A 15,018-nucleotide genomic window follows, 5' to 3' on the forward strand; every position below is an offset into this window, starting at 1 on the left:
CCGGAACCATCATACTTCACGCCCTAAGCTATTGAAGGGCAGACGTCATGTTTGGACATTCTTGAACCATGTCCCTGTAGGCCTCCGTAAATCCAAATAGCGAGTATGTGTCTGCGATATGCTGCCCACCGTCACCAACGAATTTAATCGTGACCACCTTTCCCTTCACCATGGCCATGACCATCTCGGCATTGTGCCCGCCAAAAGTCATCCGACCTTCTTTAGCGTCGCTCACTGCTCCTGACAGCGTGTTGTCGATGTCCCATTCAGCTTCGATTGCCCCTTCAGGATCCAATCCCATGTTTGCGTTATACTGCAGAAGCCCAACTTTTGGTGCCTCGCCAAACGTATAAACGATCAGGTTTGGCTTGCGATCTGGAGAGCCGCTAAGTCTTAAGGGCTCTTGACTAGTAACATAGCAGTTCATCCCGCGAACTTCGTCCTGAAATCGAACGAACTGCCAATTTTCGTGCTCCTGGCCGGAAATTCGCTCTTCAGAAAGAGGCACCTCAAATCCCCGCTTTTCAAGCCAGAGAGCCGCCCCCGAATGTCCCTTCTTTACCGCAGCCTCGAAAAACGGACGTAAATCCTCAACAGAAAAGCTGACCTCGTCGAAACCATTTTCATGATTTAGAACGAAATCAGTGATTGTCGCATAGGCCTTATATGTGTCGCCACTACCCGACGGGTTCGGCGGGAACTGGCCATCATTCTGTATGGCCTTGCGCATTGCTCGGGCAAGCTCCTGAGCGAGAAAACCATCGCTATACCGAACGAAAACATCCACAATTTCCGCGCAGTTGGAATATGTGCAATCCAGCTCCTTTATGGCTTCTTCAACCAGCGAATGAAGATCAGCATCCCAGCCTAATGCCGCGCCCACACGTAGCAGATTTGCAATTCGGCTTTCGGCAGCCTCACTGGAGATTTTGTACCGCTCTAGAGCCTCTCTGAGATTGCCTTCCGCTTCGAAAAAGCGACCATAGACCTCAGAATAAAACGACTGATCGAAACCGGACTCGGTAATAAGTTGGGTTAACTCTGCCAAACGTGAGGCGGCTAAATCAAGTCTAGGAGGCGCAATGGAGACAAAAAGGTCGCTTTGCGCGGCCAGTTGATCAATTCGCCGTGGCTGTTCCTGGTCGATTAAGAAAAAATCGTCGGCAGAAATGGGGTTTTTTGATTGATCCTCAGGTTGATCAATCACCCTATCTCCAAGCTCAATCAGACGATCATCCGTCAAGCCCGGGAAAGGGGCATTTGATTGACTTCGCCAACGTGTCAGAAGGTAAACGGCATTGCGGTACCCGTCGGCGGCCGCCTCCGCCAGCAGAGCTAGCTCACGATGTGGTAGCGACTCTGGGCGTGGAATATCATGATCCCAAGGCGAACTTACATCGATCCCGAGTTGAAGTAGAGCTAGACGGGACTTGGCCGGTGCATATCCCAGTGCTGCCGCTTTTCTTAGCCATTCTGAAACTTGCTCTTCGGGTGGAGACCTATCGGTTTCACCATCATCGGAAATGGAGTCATAAAACTCCTGCAACTGTTGCTTGTGTTCGCTGTGATGCAAAATCATCATTGAAAATGGATCTCCTGCATCGGCAAGTTTCTCTATTTCCACGTCCGCTAACCCAGCCAATTCTTGATCAAGCTGGGTGAGCTCTGCTATAAGATCGTCTGCGTAGAACCCTGACGGATCGTCTTCTGAAATCAAGTCTCCCATCATATCAATTTTTGAGTCCCTAGATAATCTTATGATTCCAATAATTCTCTGCGCATCGATTTGCCCAAGCATTGCTGCTTTAGCGATATACGGGAGAACCTTCTTTTCCGGCATTCCACGGGCCGACTCCAGTGCTGCCATTGCCAGAGCTCCATCTGGACTACTACTATCTAAAAATGGTTGGATATTCCTCTCGGCGGTTTCGTATCGCTGAGCGACAATAGCTTCGAAAGCGACCTCAAGCGAAGGCCGAAGTAGCCCGACTGAAGAACCCGATTTTATGAACGGGCTGAAATTATTGGGGTCATAGGGTCCAAAAATAAAGTCACCATTGGACTGGCCCGGATACCGGCGGTATTCCGGCCCTCTAGTATATAGGCCGTCTTTGTCAAATTTCGGAATGGTACCCGCGACATAAGCGGCAGCTTCGGTGCCAGTGATGTAGTTGTCCCCGTTGCTGTCGGCCTGCTTAGAAGATAACGCGCCTACTAAGGCCGCGCTAAATGCCGCATCTGCTGGAATGTCCTCAAGCTCAGTACCTGCAGTCAAGTACTGTCTGGCCACAGTCCGCGATGCGTTACTAACCAAATAACCAGCCTCATTCTCACCGAGGCTGCCTAATGAGTTCATTATGCCACCTGATCGACAGGCCTCAAATGCAAAGAACCCGTGCTTCACGCCGAGCGCGTCGAAGTACGCGACCAAGGTGCTCCCGGACACCGCTTTGCTGACAAACGACTTCTCATCTAAGGAAGGGGCATCGACAGGAACCAGAAAAAAACTCGGCTGACCAGTACCTATGCTGGTTCGCGTGACGCCGTGCCCAAAATAGTAAAAGAACAATCGAGCATTTGGAGACTCACTGTAATTCGCAGCAACATCTTTTACTACGGCGTCTAAATCATCGCTATCAAGGTCCTTCCATACCAAAACGTGAAATTTACGCTCCTCCAAAGCCTTGACCAACAGCCTTTGGCTGGTCTCGGCACCTTCGAGCGCGGGACTCCAGCTCCCCCGGTAAGCCCCTTGAATTATTAGAACAGCGTGGCTCTCGGAGTATAGAGTTACCTTGTCGCCCTCGGAATTATTAAAAGACAGGTCAGTTTCGGTTGGTTCTATCTTTGTTTCATAAGCAGGATTGACTGACCATACCGCGTCTTCTTGGGCACAAACACCAGTGAGCAAGATAGCGAAAAGGCAGAGTACCACATACGCCCGAAGGACTGACATTGCGTCTCTAACCCTGCCTAATTGAATGAAGCTCAAGATCGCCGTCGAGACGATAGCGCGATACCCCGATTGTATCGCTCTGATTTCCACCTAATACTGAAATGTCTTTTTCCGAGCTTAGGTCGGCTCCTAGATAGAATGCGACGTGGCCGTGGCTAGGATTGGATAGGCTTCGAAAAACGGCAATGCTACCTGCTGGCAAATCCGTGGGAAAAGCGCCCCCCTTTTCCCACAAGGCTGGTCCAAACGAGCGGTAGGCTTTGGAAGCCGCGCTGTGAGCACTGGAAAGGCCGACACGCTCGATGCACCAACTCATGAACGCCGCGCACCACGCAGTTGTGTCTCCGGCTGGTTTGGTACCGGTGGCGGCGAATAGCAGTACAATCAGAGGGTTCGCAAAAGGACTGTCCCACTCCTCGCGGAGTACGGTCGGCAAGAAGGTGTCGAGGTGTTTGGCGACGTCGTAGGGCCTGCCATATGTTGGTGAAGTTTCGAGATATTCAATAGCCATAGCCCAATGCGGATCATCTGGTGGAAGAGGGTTCACGCCCAAAAATATTGGGTCACTTGTGTTTGCGGTAATCCCCCTTAAAACGGCTTCCCAATCATTCTCCGCTGCAAGACTCGTTGTAATCACCGGCAATGACAACAGAGATGCAAGCAAATTTCTCCGTGTTAACATCACTTACCCCTGAAATTAATTCTGAAGAACATATCGCGAAGAAATAGGCGATGCAATACGAACGCCTCTGAACTCTAGTTACTAAAACCCTTGCACTTCTGCCGGGCTGACCGAGTACATCTAAAGAACCACTCTCGGTAGGCTGAATTAATATATAGGTAGACAGTTCTTAGCTAATTCATTGTTCGTTAGAGCTATGTGTCGACTCCCGTATACATTGACTCTAATAGCAATACTAATTCTGTCTACGCAAGCTATCAGATCCTTTGGCCGTTCGGGCAAATCAGCAAAGATCCTTGCATCAGCAGGGCATACCCGATCGTTACGTCACTTGCACCGTGCTAGTAACGGTAACTTCACGGTCAAACGCAGGTAGAAGTGACACTTTCGCAGTGACCCTAAACCCTGACGTGACACCTCAAACGTGGCCCGCGGCCCGGCTGAGCGAATTCCGCAGCGACCGACAGACGTGTGCAGTAAGGGAACTCAGCCACCGGCTCCCTTAATTTCCAGCAATGGACGCATCGCTTCTCGGTGTCCCTACGCCGCCGGAGGCGGTCGGATCGCCTTCGCCAATAGCCGACCGACACTTAATCAGGCTTGCTCCCGCAACTTGAGGCGGGCATCGTCTGCGGAGAACTTTTGCTGAAGGGGAACAGCGTGAAGCACAAGTCGATCGATCTGGCATCGGAAGTGAAGCGGGCGACATTGCCGGAAGGGCTTAACGGCTTCCTCTTCCCTCTGTACGAAGCGGTCTCTAACTCATTTCACTCGATCGAGGAGCGATGGGACAGCGAAGTAGAAAACAGGGGCTTTATCGAGATCGAATTCGATTCCGCGGCGAGGCAAATCTCGATCGCCGATAATGGAGTGGGCTTTGACGAAAAGAATCTCAGCGCGTTCCTTACCCCGCTGACCGGCAACAAGTACGAACGCGGAGGAAAAGGTTTTGGGAGGTTTATCGCCTTTAAGATTTTCAAAGAAGTCTCTTACTCTTCTCGGCAGACGAACGCAGAAGGTTGGTCGTCCGGAGGGTCCTACAGGTACGACCCTTTCTCTTCTGAGGACAACCTTGTTGAAGTGGCATCAGGCGCAGGGCTGGACGCGCACCGCTTCGACACCGGTTTGACTGCCGTCATGAAATCGCCGCTGGAAACGTCTCCGGATTTTTTCGATTTTACCAGTGAACCGTACCAGGATGGTAAAGCACAGGACGCCATCGCCGTTGCGTTGGTCGATCACTTCCTGATTGAATTTGTCCAGAAGAAGGTGCCGCACGCCTTCTTCCTGACCTTACAAGGCCAGCGCATAAACCTACATACGTACTTCCAAGAGTCGCTTTCGATCGGTGGCACAAGGGTGGAGCACCTGAAAATTGGCGAGGGCGAGCGGCGGTTTGAATTCAACTATTTTAAGGTGGCAGAGACGCAGGCGAGGAAGCACCGTCTGTACTTCTACGCCAACAATCGAGCCGCTAGTGACCTTGAGAACATTTCCTCAGGTGTTAACGATAAGCCGTTTTATGAGACGCGAGACGGCCGCGTGCAGAGATATTTCTATCTAGTGGCAGTCTCGAGTGATTTCTTCGTATCCTCCCAGTCTCGCGACCGGATCACCAACCTGCACGCTAAGATCGAATACGATGGCAAGAAAAAGTCCATCAAGGACCACCTGATCGGCTTGGCGAAGCAACACATTCTGGAGATCGAGTCCAGCTATACCGCCGAGAGACGGGCGAAGATGGTTGCCGAGGTTGAACACCTCATTGCCATTGACCCTCTACTGCGCCGCGGTCTAGGCGATAGATCTGCCGCAGATTTCGTGGAGAAACGTTCGATCACCGAGTCCCGCGAGCAACTCGCGCAAGACTTATTCGTAGAACGCTTCCGCCGAAAGTTCGATTTCACAAAGCTCGATCAACACACCAGTGTCGATCAATTAGTCCATCTAGTCAAAACTCAGATTCCAGAAGACGCGAAGGAAGCTCTAGCGGTCTATGTGGCTTATCGAAACCACGTTATCCGCATATTCCGCGAGCTCCTCAAAAAGCATGACGGCGATCTTGCCACAGAGGACAAGGTCCATCAGCTTGTCTATCCGCGGTATAGAGACAGCGATGAAATAGACTATAGCGCGCACAATCTCTGGCTTCTGGACGATGACCTCGCCTACGCCCAATACATCTCCAGCGACCGCACACCTGAGGGCACTCACAGGAGCAAAGGGCAGTATGCGCACGATCTGCTGATAAACAACGATAATGAGTTGATGGTCGTAGAGATGAAGCGGCCGCAGAAGAAAGGTTACTCCTCCGACGGCGACATTGTTACGAACGACCCGGTCGACCAACTCAAAAAGCAAATCTCCGAAATCCGCAAAAAGGGCAAGGTCACGACTTCAGCGGGGCGCGAGATCGCCATCCCGCCCGACACGATGGTGCGTGGATATGTCTTGGCAGACTGGAACGATAGCTTGCAAAATTATCTAGCGGAAGAAGACTTCGTGATTACCAACTATGGGGGGCGGATGGCTTATCGTTACTACACGACCTTAAACCTCATGCTCGAAGTTGTTGCATTTGACCGCCTCGTCGACCGTGCGAGCAATCGAAACGAAGCTTTCGTACAGATGCTTGAGGGGCGGTCGACTTTTGACCGGCACGCTAAAGGTCCGCTGTCGAGTCCGCCTCGGTCGGAAGGCGAGACCGCATGCTGATATCGATTGCACTGCAACCACGTCGCCCGATCTACACGCTAGCTTCTTCTTGACGCGCTGAACACCAACGCCGCCTGTCCCCTAACGTGTTGCAGCCGTTATGCGATAGCGAAAGGGAGAGCATATCGGCTGCTTGTGTCGCTAGTTGGTCCGGTTGACACCGACTATTCAGCGTATGCGAACCTCAGGCTGCAAAGTATCAGGTGACACATGGCCCGCATCGGGTATGCCCGCGTTAGCAGCATCGACCAAGACTTGGATATCCAACTTGCTAAGCTGAAAGCCGAAGGGTGTGAAATCATCCGGTCAGAAAAAGTATCGGGCGGTAGCCGTGAAGGTCGAGTTGAACTTGCGACGGTTATCCAGTTCCTGAGACCCGGCGATGAATTGATGGTCACTCGGCTCGACAGGCTCGGCCGCGATACACGCGACGTCCTAAATTTGAGTAGCCTTTGGCGTGCCGATCATCGAGAGAGATGACAACGACTTCTTCTGCTCCGAGGCCTCCGTCTATAAATCTCTTCACATTCCTCGCAACCCACTCGGCCTCAGAATCTAGAGAAGTCGCGGTATGCCAAGCAATTAGCGGAAACTCGGGCGTTTCCATGATCTGGACGGGACTGTTCCGCTCGGGCCGAACTACTTCCACGACTTCGCCAGTCTTGAGAGGGCCAGTAACCACGTCGTATCCCACGTCTCTCCAGTGATCTGCACTTTCAAGCAATTGCACTACGTTGCCATAAACACCGAACCCCAACGCATGAGCGGACACCAAAACGTCTCGCTGGTTCCGATAACATTTACTTAGTACGGCATCATTCGACGCACCCGGAGGCATACGTGCAGAGGACCGGTCGAGGTTTACCCTAGGCTTGCCATCATCATCCAAACCGAAGAGTTCATCTGGCTGCCTTATTTTGACGTTCATGATGTCTTGAAGCTCGTCATAGGCCCACACGATACTTTTACGATCACGCTCGCCTTTGGTTAGGTCATAGGCCAGCTTATAAAAACTGATTGGAAAATCCTGTCCTTCGTCAATAAGGACGTGATCATAATAAGCCGTTATTGGCCCCTTGCTGAGCAGGTCGTTGCAAGCTGCTTCGAAAGCACCGTCGCGACGTTTCGCCAGTGCCCTTGCCTCGGTGAAGTTCAAAGGAGACACATACTGCCGCTTGCAGGCGTCGGAGTACACGCCCGGCAAATTTGAGCCTCCCCAACCATGTCGAATGTGAATGACCTTCCAGTCAGGATCATTCTCGGAGTAGTGCCGGTAGAACTTGGTCACTAACGTTTTGATCGTGGCGCGCAGACTTTTGGTCAAAAAGGTAATCAGAATACGTGCGTGAGGATTATTTAAGTGAAGGTGCGCCACCTTCATTGCGAGGATGACTGTTTTACCTGAGCCAGCCAATCCCCGAATGCGGGCCGGACCGCCAACATCGACGAGGGCAATGTGACGTTGCTTTTGGTCAAAGTTTGCGATTTCCGCTTCTAAGGCCGAGAGCGCTACCGCAAGAGGCTGCTTTACTGGATCGTCGATTTGCCGTTTTGTCGGTCGCGATAGAGCCTTTGCCCCTTCAACGACCGAGCGAGCCTCAGCGACCAGAGGCGCAGCTATCGCGTCAACCTGCCACTCGTGGAGGTAATCCGTGAGTTGCTCGTAGCTTGTACATACGACGCTTTCGAACTCATCATTGCCCGCCGTGGCTTTGTGACCAGTAGAAGCGTCAAAAATGATCGGATGGACCTCCAAAACCGCCTTGGTTCTGCTAGTGCGCAGTTCACGGCTCTTGAGCAGTCGGGCGTATAGATTGCTGCAAAAGTCGTTCAACCCGAGGTCAACTTCGCTAGAAGTCTCCGTTGATCGCACAAAAATAGTGTCGTCAACAAAACGGACCGCCACAAACCCGTGAGAAGGCGAGAACAGCAGAACATCGGGGCGTATCGTTTCGGTTTCGTAGTCCACGTATGCAGGGAAATCGTAATAGAGGACGCTGCTGTCGATGGCCAACTCACCCTGATTTTCTCGCAGGTAGTCGATCAAGCTCCTTGAGTTCGGGTCGCTGTGGTACCTATCGGTTGTGACCACGATGTCTATTGCCATACTTCCCTCTAGAACGCTTGGTCGGCCACTCGGAGCCGCTAAGCTCCCGTTCACAGCATGCATCAACGCTGTCGGTATCGCTAGGGCTTGCCCCAGTGGTATTTCACCGGCTTGAGCTCTTCGGTGTCACTGAACGTGTCGTTGGACTTTCCGGACCGGTTTTCGATTATTTCGTAGATGTCAGTGGGTTAACAGGAGATGGCAACGCTGGTCGGATAGCGTGGGCCAGAACACTGCCGCTTCACAGCACAGAATATCGGATTCTGACAATCGAGTGTCGAATGGCAAGCGAATAAATCGGACCGTCCGCCTTCAATTTTAAGACGCCGTTCCTCTACCAAATCATTGCTTGCAGATACAACTTCGGCTCGGTGCTTCGGAGATCGCAACGCAGGAGGGCTTTTGACGGTAGAACTTGCACAGAATGATAGCGGAGCTGAACCGAACCGCGATGAACAACTGTGCTAGCAGCTCGGGTCGCTTGTTGGAGCTCACATAGGCGGAAATTTGTCGAACCGGATTGAACAGGACTTGACGGCATGTTCAATCCGGTTCAAACAGGTCAGGTGACACGATCACACCGGAAACCACCTGATCGAACGTTAGAGCGTTCGTCAGCAACAAAAGGATACCACCATATGCGTGGCGATGCACTGATCCGTAGAGCGAGGCGGTCCGCAAAAAGTATCGTGGGCGGCGATGAGTTGCTGCACTTGCTTCTCACACCCAATTTCATCACGATGATGAAAGCAGCCGTCCCCTTAGAAATTCCACCCGTCGCTAATATCAGCCGAGCCCTCAAGGCATTTGATTTTGGGGAGAAGGTAGATCTACATGCGTTGTCGGTCCGGCAGTTTATTGGCACTGCGGTCAAAGCAATAATGGTTACCCAAGGCTTTGAATTGATGGAGACCGGTGTGAAGATCGCCGGGGACCCCGTGTTTAGGTCTGGTGCAACCTATCAAAAGGCTGATGCTCTTCTTGACGCAGAGGACGACGACGATTTGCTCTCTCGCTTCGTCGCGGCCCTGAATGCAAGCGAGCTAGTTCGCCTCAAAGATTTGGTCGACGCAGCGCTCTAACCGAACGCGGCGGCACGATACGTGCCGCCGCGCCTCATACTAATTCTCGGTTCGAAGCTCTGGCCACGCCCGCTGGTGGCCGTGCTGCGAGCTGGTCTTTGCATTTCAACCGCAGTCCTCCGCGTGGCAGGCAAGACATCATACGAGGCGACCGCGACCGCCAGAAGCGTGCCGCTGTCGGGAAACGTCCAGGCGTCTAGTATAGACTGCAAGCATTGACAGCACAGAATGCTTGCAAGGTCGTGCGGTCTGTGTCATTTTTGCAAGCATTCTGGATAGAAGGATGCTTGCATGTCTGACCTTTTTGGGCGATCTCCCGTGGGCAGCGCTGGTGGAAAAGCCCGTAAGGAGAAGCTTAGCCCCGAGGAGCGTTCGGCAATTGCGGCCGAGGCGGCGAAGGCCCGTTGGACAAATCGACCAGAGCCCACCCCAGATATGCCACGCGTCCTTGAAGGCTATTCCAATGTGCTGACGCTGGACGGAACCAAGTTGCCTTGCGCAGTGGTCGAGGGGCCCAATGGCATTCAACGTGTTTTAAGCGAAAACGGAATTACGCAAGCGATTCTAGGCACCCGCAGCGGGGCATCAAAGCGCCTCAAGAAAGCCGCGGAAGGGGAAGGGGCCCTTTTGCCGCTCTTTGTGGCTCCAAGTCAGTTAAAGGAATTTATTACGGAAGACTTGCTGGAGGGCCCTCTCCGGCCGATCGATTATGTCGACGGAGACAGGGTCGTTAGAGGCTATGACTCTTCGATTCTAGTCGCGGTATGCGGCGTCTGGCTCAGGGCCCGCGCTCAGGGCAAACTGCAAAAGCAACAGCTCGCCAAAGCGCAGCAGGCGGAGGCGTTGACGCTTGCCTTGGCCGATTTGGGCATTGTGGCACTTATTGATGAGGCCACTGGATACCAGGATGACCGTGCTCGCGACGCTCTGGTGAAGATATTTGCAACGTTTCTAGCAAAGGAGCGGCAAAAATGGGCACTCACCTTCCCACTCGACTTTTACAAGGAGATTTATCGCCTCAGAGGTTGGAAGTTCGAGCCGTGGAACACCAAACGCCCAAGCGTTGTCGCGAACTGGACAGATGACTTTGTTTATGACCGCCTTGCACCGGGACTAACTGAGGAACTTCGAACCAAAAACCCCGTTGCCGAAACAGGGCGGCGTTCACATAAGCACCACCAATGGTTCAATACAGACAAAGGGCACCCCAAGTTGAAAGAACATATCTCGGGCGTTATCGCGCTACTGAGAGCGGCCGATGATTGGGAATCATTTAAGAGGGGATTGGATAGGGCATATCCAAAATTTGGAGAAACCATGCAGATGTCGTTGTCAGGCGGTAAAGACCGACGCCAGACCAATGTCGAGCACAGTGGCGAGTAGCAGTGGACAGCCGCCCCTCGGTGAGAATTACACTGCAACCACTACAACAATTTTGTGGGGCAAAATGGCGGGGCATTTATAGCTAAAAGCCAAAACCAACGCAATAACAGCGGGATAGGCTGGTTTAGTGGCGGAGAGAAAGGGATTCGAACCCTTGAGACGGTTCCCCGCCTACACACTTTCCAGGCGTGCGCCTTCGACCACTCGGCCATCTCTCCGCTTCGCTCTGGCGGCCGGTGGAAGGGTCCGGCGCGTGGCCAATGGCCGGGGCGAGCGGGCGCAATATACGCATCGACGCCCAGGATGCAAGCGATCACAGCTGCGACAAGAGGATTGTTTTGTACAGCCCAGCTCCCATCTTGTAGCCTGGACCCACACCATGGCACAAAGAACCGCGGCAGGGGCCGGAATGACCAGTCACCTCACGATGTCCCGGGCGCACAGGAAGTTGTGATGCGGCTTGTCTTGAGAATTCTTGGAACCTGGCTGGTGGGCCTGGCTCTGGTGCTTGCCGTCATCGATGGCACCAAATCGCTGGGCGCCAGCCAACTGGTGCTGACGAGCCTGGCCGAGACCTGGACCAGCGTTAATCCAGCGAGCCTCTCGGCAGTCCAGGCGTTTTTCAATAGCCGGTATTTTGCCGATCTGCTGGATGGCACAATGGCGGCGCTGTTGAGCTACCCCGCGTTTGCGGTGATCGCGGTACCGGGAATTCTGTTGGCCCTGCTGGGCCGGAGGCCGCGGCGCGAGCGGTATATCCAGCAGGACCAGATCTGACGCCGTTCCACTGCGCCCCAGAAAGGAAGACCGATGTTTTTCAAAAGCAAACCAAGCTCCATTCCCAGCCCAGATCAGGCGCTGCCCGGCCGAGCCGCCGAAATGAGCGTGGCCGAGAATCACTTCGTCAATGAACACAATCTCAAGGGCCCCTATCCCGCTGGCGCTGAGACCATCTATTTCGGGCTCGGATGCTTCTGGGGAGCGGAACGGTTGTTCTGGAAGCTGTCGGGGGTCTATGTGACCGCGGTTGGCTACCAGGGTGGCTCGACCCCCAATCCGACCTACGAAGAGGTTTGCTCGGGCCAGACCGGGCATACCGAGGCCGTCAAGGTGGTCTACGATCCCGCGCAGGTGAGCCTCGATACCCTGCTCAAGACCTTCTGGGAGGAGCACAATCCGACCGAAGGCATGCGTTCGGGCAATGATGTGGGCACGCAATATCGCTCGGCCATCTATACGACGACGCCCGAACAGGCGGACATCGTGGCGCGCAGCCGCGTCGCCTATCAGGGCGCGCTCAAGGCCAAGGGCCTGGGCACTATCACCACGGAAATCGCCCCGGCGGGTCCGTTCTATTATGCCGAGACCTATCACCAGCAGTACCTCGCCAAGAACCCGCGCGGCTATTGCGGGCTGCAGGGCACTGGTGTCTCGTGCCCGATCGGCACCGGCGTCGCCGCCTAGCATGATCGGCCGGGCAGAGTATCAGCACTTTGCTGCCACCCTGCCCGGCGCCACGTTTGTCGAGCAATGGGGCGGGCTGATCGCCAAGGTTGGCGGCAAGGTTTTCGCCATGTGGGGCGAGCGGCATGACGAGCCGGGACACATCGTCTTCAAGGTGCCCGAAACCAGCTTTGAAATTCTCACCGCGCTGGATGGCGTGGATCAGGCACCGTATTTTGCCAAGGGCAAATGGGTCGTGGTGGCTCCCGGCGCGCTGCCCAAGGGCGATGTCGAGCACTATATTGCCGGATCGCATGCAGTGGTGGCGGCCGGCCTGACCAAGAAGCTGCAGCGCGAGCTTGGACTGCTGCCACCCCAATGAGCGCGCCGATCTTTACCCGCGCGGGGTTCGAACCCTTCGTGCTGGCGCAGCCGGCGGCGACGCTGGTGCATCAATGGCGCGACGATAGCGTCGCCAAGGTCGGCGGCAAGATTTTTGCCCTGCTCGACAACGATCCGGGCGAGGTCTGGCTCAAGGTGTCGGAGCTGGCCTTCGACATGCTGACCGAATTGCCCGGCATAAGGCCGGCGCCTTATTTCGCGCGAGCATCATGGGTGGCAATCGGCCTCGAAGCACCCCTCCGCGAAGATGAGGTGCGGGCCTATATCGTGGAGGCGCACCGGCTGATCGCGACGCGCCTGACGCGCAGGATCCGGGCAGAACTGGCGCTGGACGGACTTATTGCGGCAGGACCGCGTAGATCCTGAGCGGGCCGTCGTGCTTGACCTCGGAAAACCATGGCGGCAGCGCATTGGCGCGGGCCAGATGCACGAAGGCATCCGGCGCCGCGTCGGGAAGACCGCTCATTTCGGGCAGGGCGTCGCAGGTGACGACGAGGCTGATGCCGCGTGCATCAAGGATGGCTCGGGCCTCGCCGATCGGGCCATTGAAGAAGTGGAAGGTATCGAGCAGGCCCTGGTTGTTGCGATGGTAGGGCGCAGCGACGACAGCGTGATCGGTATAGAGCAGCACATAGGCGCCCAGATCGATCGGGGTCATGATGCGTTCGGGCGGCATGCCCTTGAGGTCGACATAGGCGCCGGGCGCCAGGCACGCGTCGCTGTCGACTTCGGCTGAGGTGACGACCCGCGCGCCAGTTTGCGCTGGCAGATGAAGCACGACCTGTTGCACCAGCACCGCCCAGAGCAGCCCGGCGAAACCGAGCCAGCTGCCAATCAATCCCAGCACGCTTAACGCCGTCGTTCGGCGCAAATATCGGGCGCGTGCGGCGATCACCAGATAGCCGCAGGCCGGCGACAGCACGGCTGCCGAAAGGCGGATGCCGCGCACCTGCAACAACGCGACCGCCGCGATGACTGCAAGAAATGTCAGCATGACCAGCCAGCCGCCGCGCTCGACGCCGCGCGTGCGCCAGGCCGCATAGGCATAGACAAAGAGGGCCAGCGTCGTCGGAATGGCCGCCGCCACCACGTAGCTGGGCTGTTCGCTCAGCACCGCCAGCAAGGGCTTCGCCTCGCCGACACCCGCCAGCCAATGCTGCACCAGCCACGGATCGACCGACGCATAGGGACCGGCCAGGCATTGGGGGAACAGCACGAGGACCAGAGCGGAGGCAGCGCTGCCAGCGATGACGGCGGCGCCCAGCCGCCAGGACCAGGGTCGGGTGCCAAGCGGCAGTAGGCTCAGGCCAGACAGACCCAGCCCCACCGCCAGGGCGGCGGTGACGTAGACGATGGAAATAGCGTCGCACGCCGGTACGAACCAGAGCGAGGGCGGCAGGGCGATGCCGAGATGCAGCAGCGTGCCGAGGCCGAACGACAGGCCGAAATTGCGTACGGCCCGCGCATGGATGGGCGATGCCACATAGACGAGGCCGTAAATGGCCACGGCGGCGATCACCACCGGCAAGGTTTCGATGCCGATCGCCAGCGACGTGGCCACGGCGACGCCCGCGCCGATCGCCGCGCCCGGCTGGCGCAGCGCCGTGATGGTGGCGATTGCGGCGACCTGCGTCAGAATGATCTGGACGGAATGATGATCGACCCGCCCGAAGTTGAATTCGCTGAAGGTGATGATGGAGAAGGCCGACAGCAGCATGCCGGGCAGGACGCCCTCGGCGCCGACCAGCAGGCGGGCCAGCCGGCCGCTGAGCCAGATGAAGACCGCCAGCAGAATGGACGGCCATACATAGCCGGCGACGATTTCCGCCTGCGCCGCGCCAACCAGTGGACGGGCCAGCAGTTCGACAATGGCGATCGGCAGATCGACCAGTCGCGACCAGTGCATAGCGGCGCCGAACGGCGTGTTCATGCGGTATTGGGCGTGGTCGAACCAGTTTTGCCCGGACAGGAAATCGCGCACCACGACCATGCGCATGGCATCGTCATTATCGGCGAAAAACACCTGATCAAAGCCGTGATAGCTGGCGCGGACCGCAATGAACGCCAAAGCCGCCAGGAACACGAAGGCCAGCGGCAACAGGTCATGCTTTTGCCGGTCAAGCATCGGGGTGCTCCGGAGGGACCGGCATCGTTCTAGCGCGGCGGCCTTAAAGTGCGTTGAAAACGGCACAAAAGAAAGGGCGGCAGATCGATCTGCCGCCCAGTTGTCAGGGAGAAAACGAATGCG

The 15,018-nt window shown here is 55.6% G+C and carries 11 protein-coding genes, 1 tRNA gene and 1 pseudogene; 8 read left to right on the top strand and 5 right to left on the bottom strand.

Features of this window, described 5'->3' with window-relative positions:
* Positions 1-28: 28 nt before the first annotated feature.
* Positions 29-2,992, bottom strand: coding sequence for a caspase family protein (locus JWP26_RS02755; RefSeq protein ID WP_299723113.1), 2,964 nt, complete (start codon positions 2,990-2,992; stop codon positions 29-31).
* Positions 2,964-3,620 (bottom strand): CHAP domain-containing protein, encoded by a 657-nt coding sequence (locus JWP26_RS02760; protein WP_299723116.1) that lies wholly within the window; start codon positions 3,618-3,620, stop codon positions 2,964-2,966. The genes JWP26_RS02755 and JWP26_RS02760 overlap by 29 nt, the downstream gene beginning before the upstream one ends.
* A gap of 678 nt (positions 3,621-4,298) precedes the next feature.
* On the opposite strand from JWP26_RS02760, the gene JWP26_RS02765 reads away from it, so the two are divergent.
* The gene (locus JWP26_RS02765) at positions 4,299-6,353 is read left to right on the top strand and encodes an ATP-binding protein (protein ID WP_299723119.1); all 2,055 of its coding nucleotides are present in this window, start codon (positions 4,299-4,301) and stop codon (positions 6,351-6,353) included.
* Between the two features lie 210 nt (positions 6,354-6,563).
* A pseudogene (locus tag JWP26_RS02770) lies at positions 6,564-6,797 on the top strand (recombinase family protein); the annotation flags it as partial.
* Here JWP26_RS02770 and JWP26_RS02775 read toward each other — a convergent pair.
* Complete coding sequence (locus JWP26_RS02775) at positions 6,748-8,460, bottom strand: hypothetical protein (RefSeq protein WP_299723122.1); 1,713 nt, start codon at positions 8,458-8,460, stop codon at positions 6,748-6,750. The pseudogene JWP26_RS02770 and the gene JWP26_RS02775 overlap by 50 nt on opposite strands.
* A 539-nt stretch (positions 8,461-8,999) precedes the next feature.
* Between JWP26_RS02775 and JWP26_RS02780 the strand changes: the two genes are divergently transcribed.
* Both JWP26_RS02780 and JWP26_RS02785 read left to right on the top strand, forming a co-directional pair.
* Positions 9,000-9,542 (top strand): hypothetical protein, encoded by a 543-nt coding sequence (locus tag JWP26_RS02780; protein ID WP_299723125.1) that lies wholly within the window; start codon positions 9,000-9,002, stop codon positions 9,540-9,542.
* A gap of 291 nt (positions 9,543-9,833) precedes the next feature.
* Positions 9,834-10,925: a P63C domain-containing protein gene (locus tag JWP26_RS02785; protein ID WP_299723128.1), complete on the top strand. Its 1,092-nt coding sequence runs from the start codon at positions 9,834-9,836 to the stop codon at positions 10,923-10,925.
* A gap of 128 nt (positions 10,926-11,053) precedes the next feature.
* On the opposite strand, the gene JWP26_RS02790 is transcribed toward JWP26_RS02785, so the two are convergent.
* Positions 11,054-11,143: transfer RNA gene (locus tag JWP26_RS02790), tRNA-Ser, on the bottom strand.
* A gap of 235 nt (positions 11,144-11,378) precedes the next feature.
* On the opposite strand from JWP26_RS02790, the gene JWP26_RS02795 reads away from it, so the two are divergent.
* The 4 genes from JWP26_RS02795 to JWP26_RS02810 are packed head-to-tail and all read left to right on the top strand — an operon-like array spanning position 11,379 to position 13,136.
* The gene (locus JWP26_RS02795) at positions 11,379-11,702 is read left to right on the top strand and encodes a hypothetical protein (protein WP_299723130.1); all 324 of its coding nucleotides are present in this window, start codon (positions 11,379-11,381) and stop codon (positions 11,700-11,702) included.
* A 33-nt stretch (positions 11,703-11,735) separates the two neighbouring features.
* Positions 11,736-12,389: a peptide-methionine (S)-S-oxide reductase MsrA gene (gene msrA, locus JWP26_RS02800; protein WP_299723132.1), complete on the top strand. Its 654-nt coding sequence runs from the start codon at positions 11,736-11,738 to the stop codon at positions 12,387-12,389.
* Between the two features lies 1 nt (position 12,390).
* Entirely contained in the window at positions 12,391-12,750 is a 360-nt protein-coding gene (locus JWP26_RS02805; protein ID WP_299723134.1) for an MmcQ/YjbR family DNA-binding protein, read from the top strand.
* Complete coding sequence (locus JWP26_RS02810; RefSeq protein WP_299723136.1) at positions 12,747-13,136, top strand: MmcQ/YjbR family DNA-binding protein; 390 nt, start codon at positions 12,747-12,749, stop codon at positions 13,134-13,136. Before JWP26_RS02805 ends, JWP26_RS02810 begins: the two co-directional genes overlap by 4 nt.
* Here JWP26_RS02810 and JWP26_RS02815 read toward each other — a convergent pair.
* Positions 13,108-14,895 (bottom strand): hypothetical protein, encoded by a 1,788-nt coding sequence (locus tag JWP26_RS02815; protein WP_299723138.1) that lies wholly within the window; start codon positions 14,893-14,895, stop codon positions 13,108-13,110. The two genes, JWP26_RS02810 and JWP26_RS02815, sit on opposite strands and share 29 nt — an antisense overlap.
* Between the last annotated feature and the right edge of the window lie 123 nt (positions 14,896-15,018).

It is taken from the genome of Devosia sp., assembly GCF_028290435.1.
Taxonomy (GTDB): Bacteria; Pseudomonadota; Alphaproteobacteria; order Rhizobiales; family Devosiaceae; genus Devosia.

Excerpts from the sequence above, each read along its gene's own strand:
- JWP26_RS02775 (WP_299723122.1), bottom strand. The coding sequence starts at position 8,460 with ATGGCAATAGACATCGTGGTCACAACCGATAGGTACCACAGCGACCCG.
- JWP26_RS02780 (WP_299723125.1), top strand. The coding sequence starts at position 9,000 with ATGTTCAATCCGGTTCAAACAGGTCAGGTGACACGATCACACCGGAAA.
- JWP26_RS02785 (WP_299723128.1), top strand. The coding sequence starts at position 9,834 with ATGTCTGACCTTTTTGGGCGATCTCCCGTGGGCAGCGCTGGTGGAAAA.
- JWP26_RS02795 (WP_299723130.1), top strand. The coding sequence starts at position 11,379 with ATGCGGCTTGTCTTGAGAATTCTTGGAACCTGGCTGGTGGGCCTGGCT.
- msrA (WP_299723132.1), top strand. The coding sequence starts at position 11,736 with ATGTTTTTCAAAAGCAAACCAAGCTCCATTCCCAGCCCAGATCAGGCG.
- JWP26_RS02805 (WP_299723134.1), top strand. The coding sequence starts at position 12,391 with ATGATCGGCCGGGCAGAGTATCAGCACTTTGCTGCCACCCTGCCCGGC.
- JWP26_RS02810 (WP_299723136.1), top strand. The coding sequence starts at position 12,747 with ATGAGCGCGCCGATCTTTACCCGCGCGGGGTTCGAACCCTTCGTGCTG.
- JWP26_RS02815 (WP_299723138.1), bottom strand. The coding sequence starts at position 14,895 with ATGCTTGACCGGCAAAAGCATGACCTGTTGCCGCTGGCCTTCGTGTTC.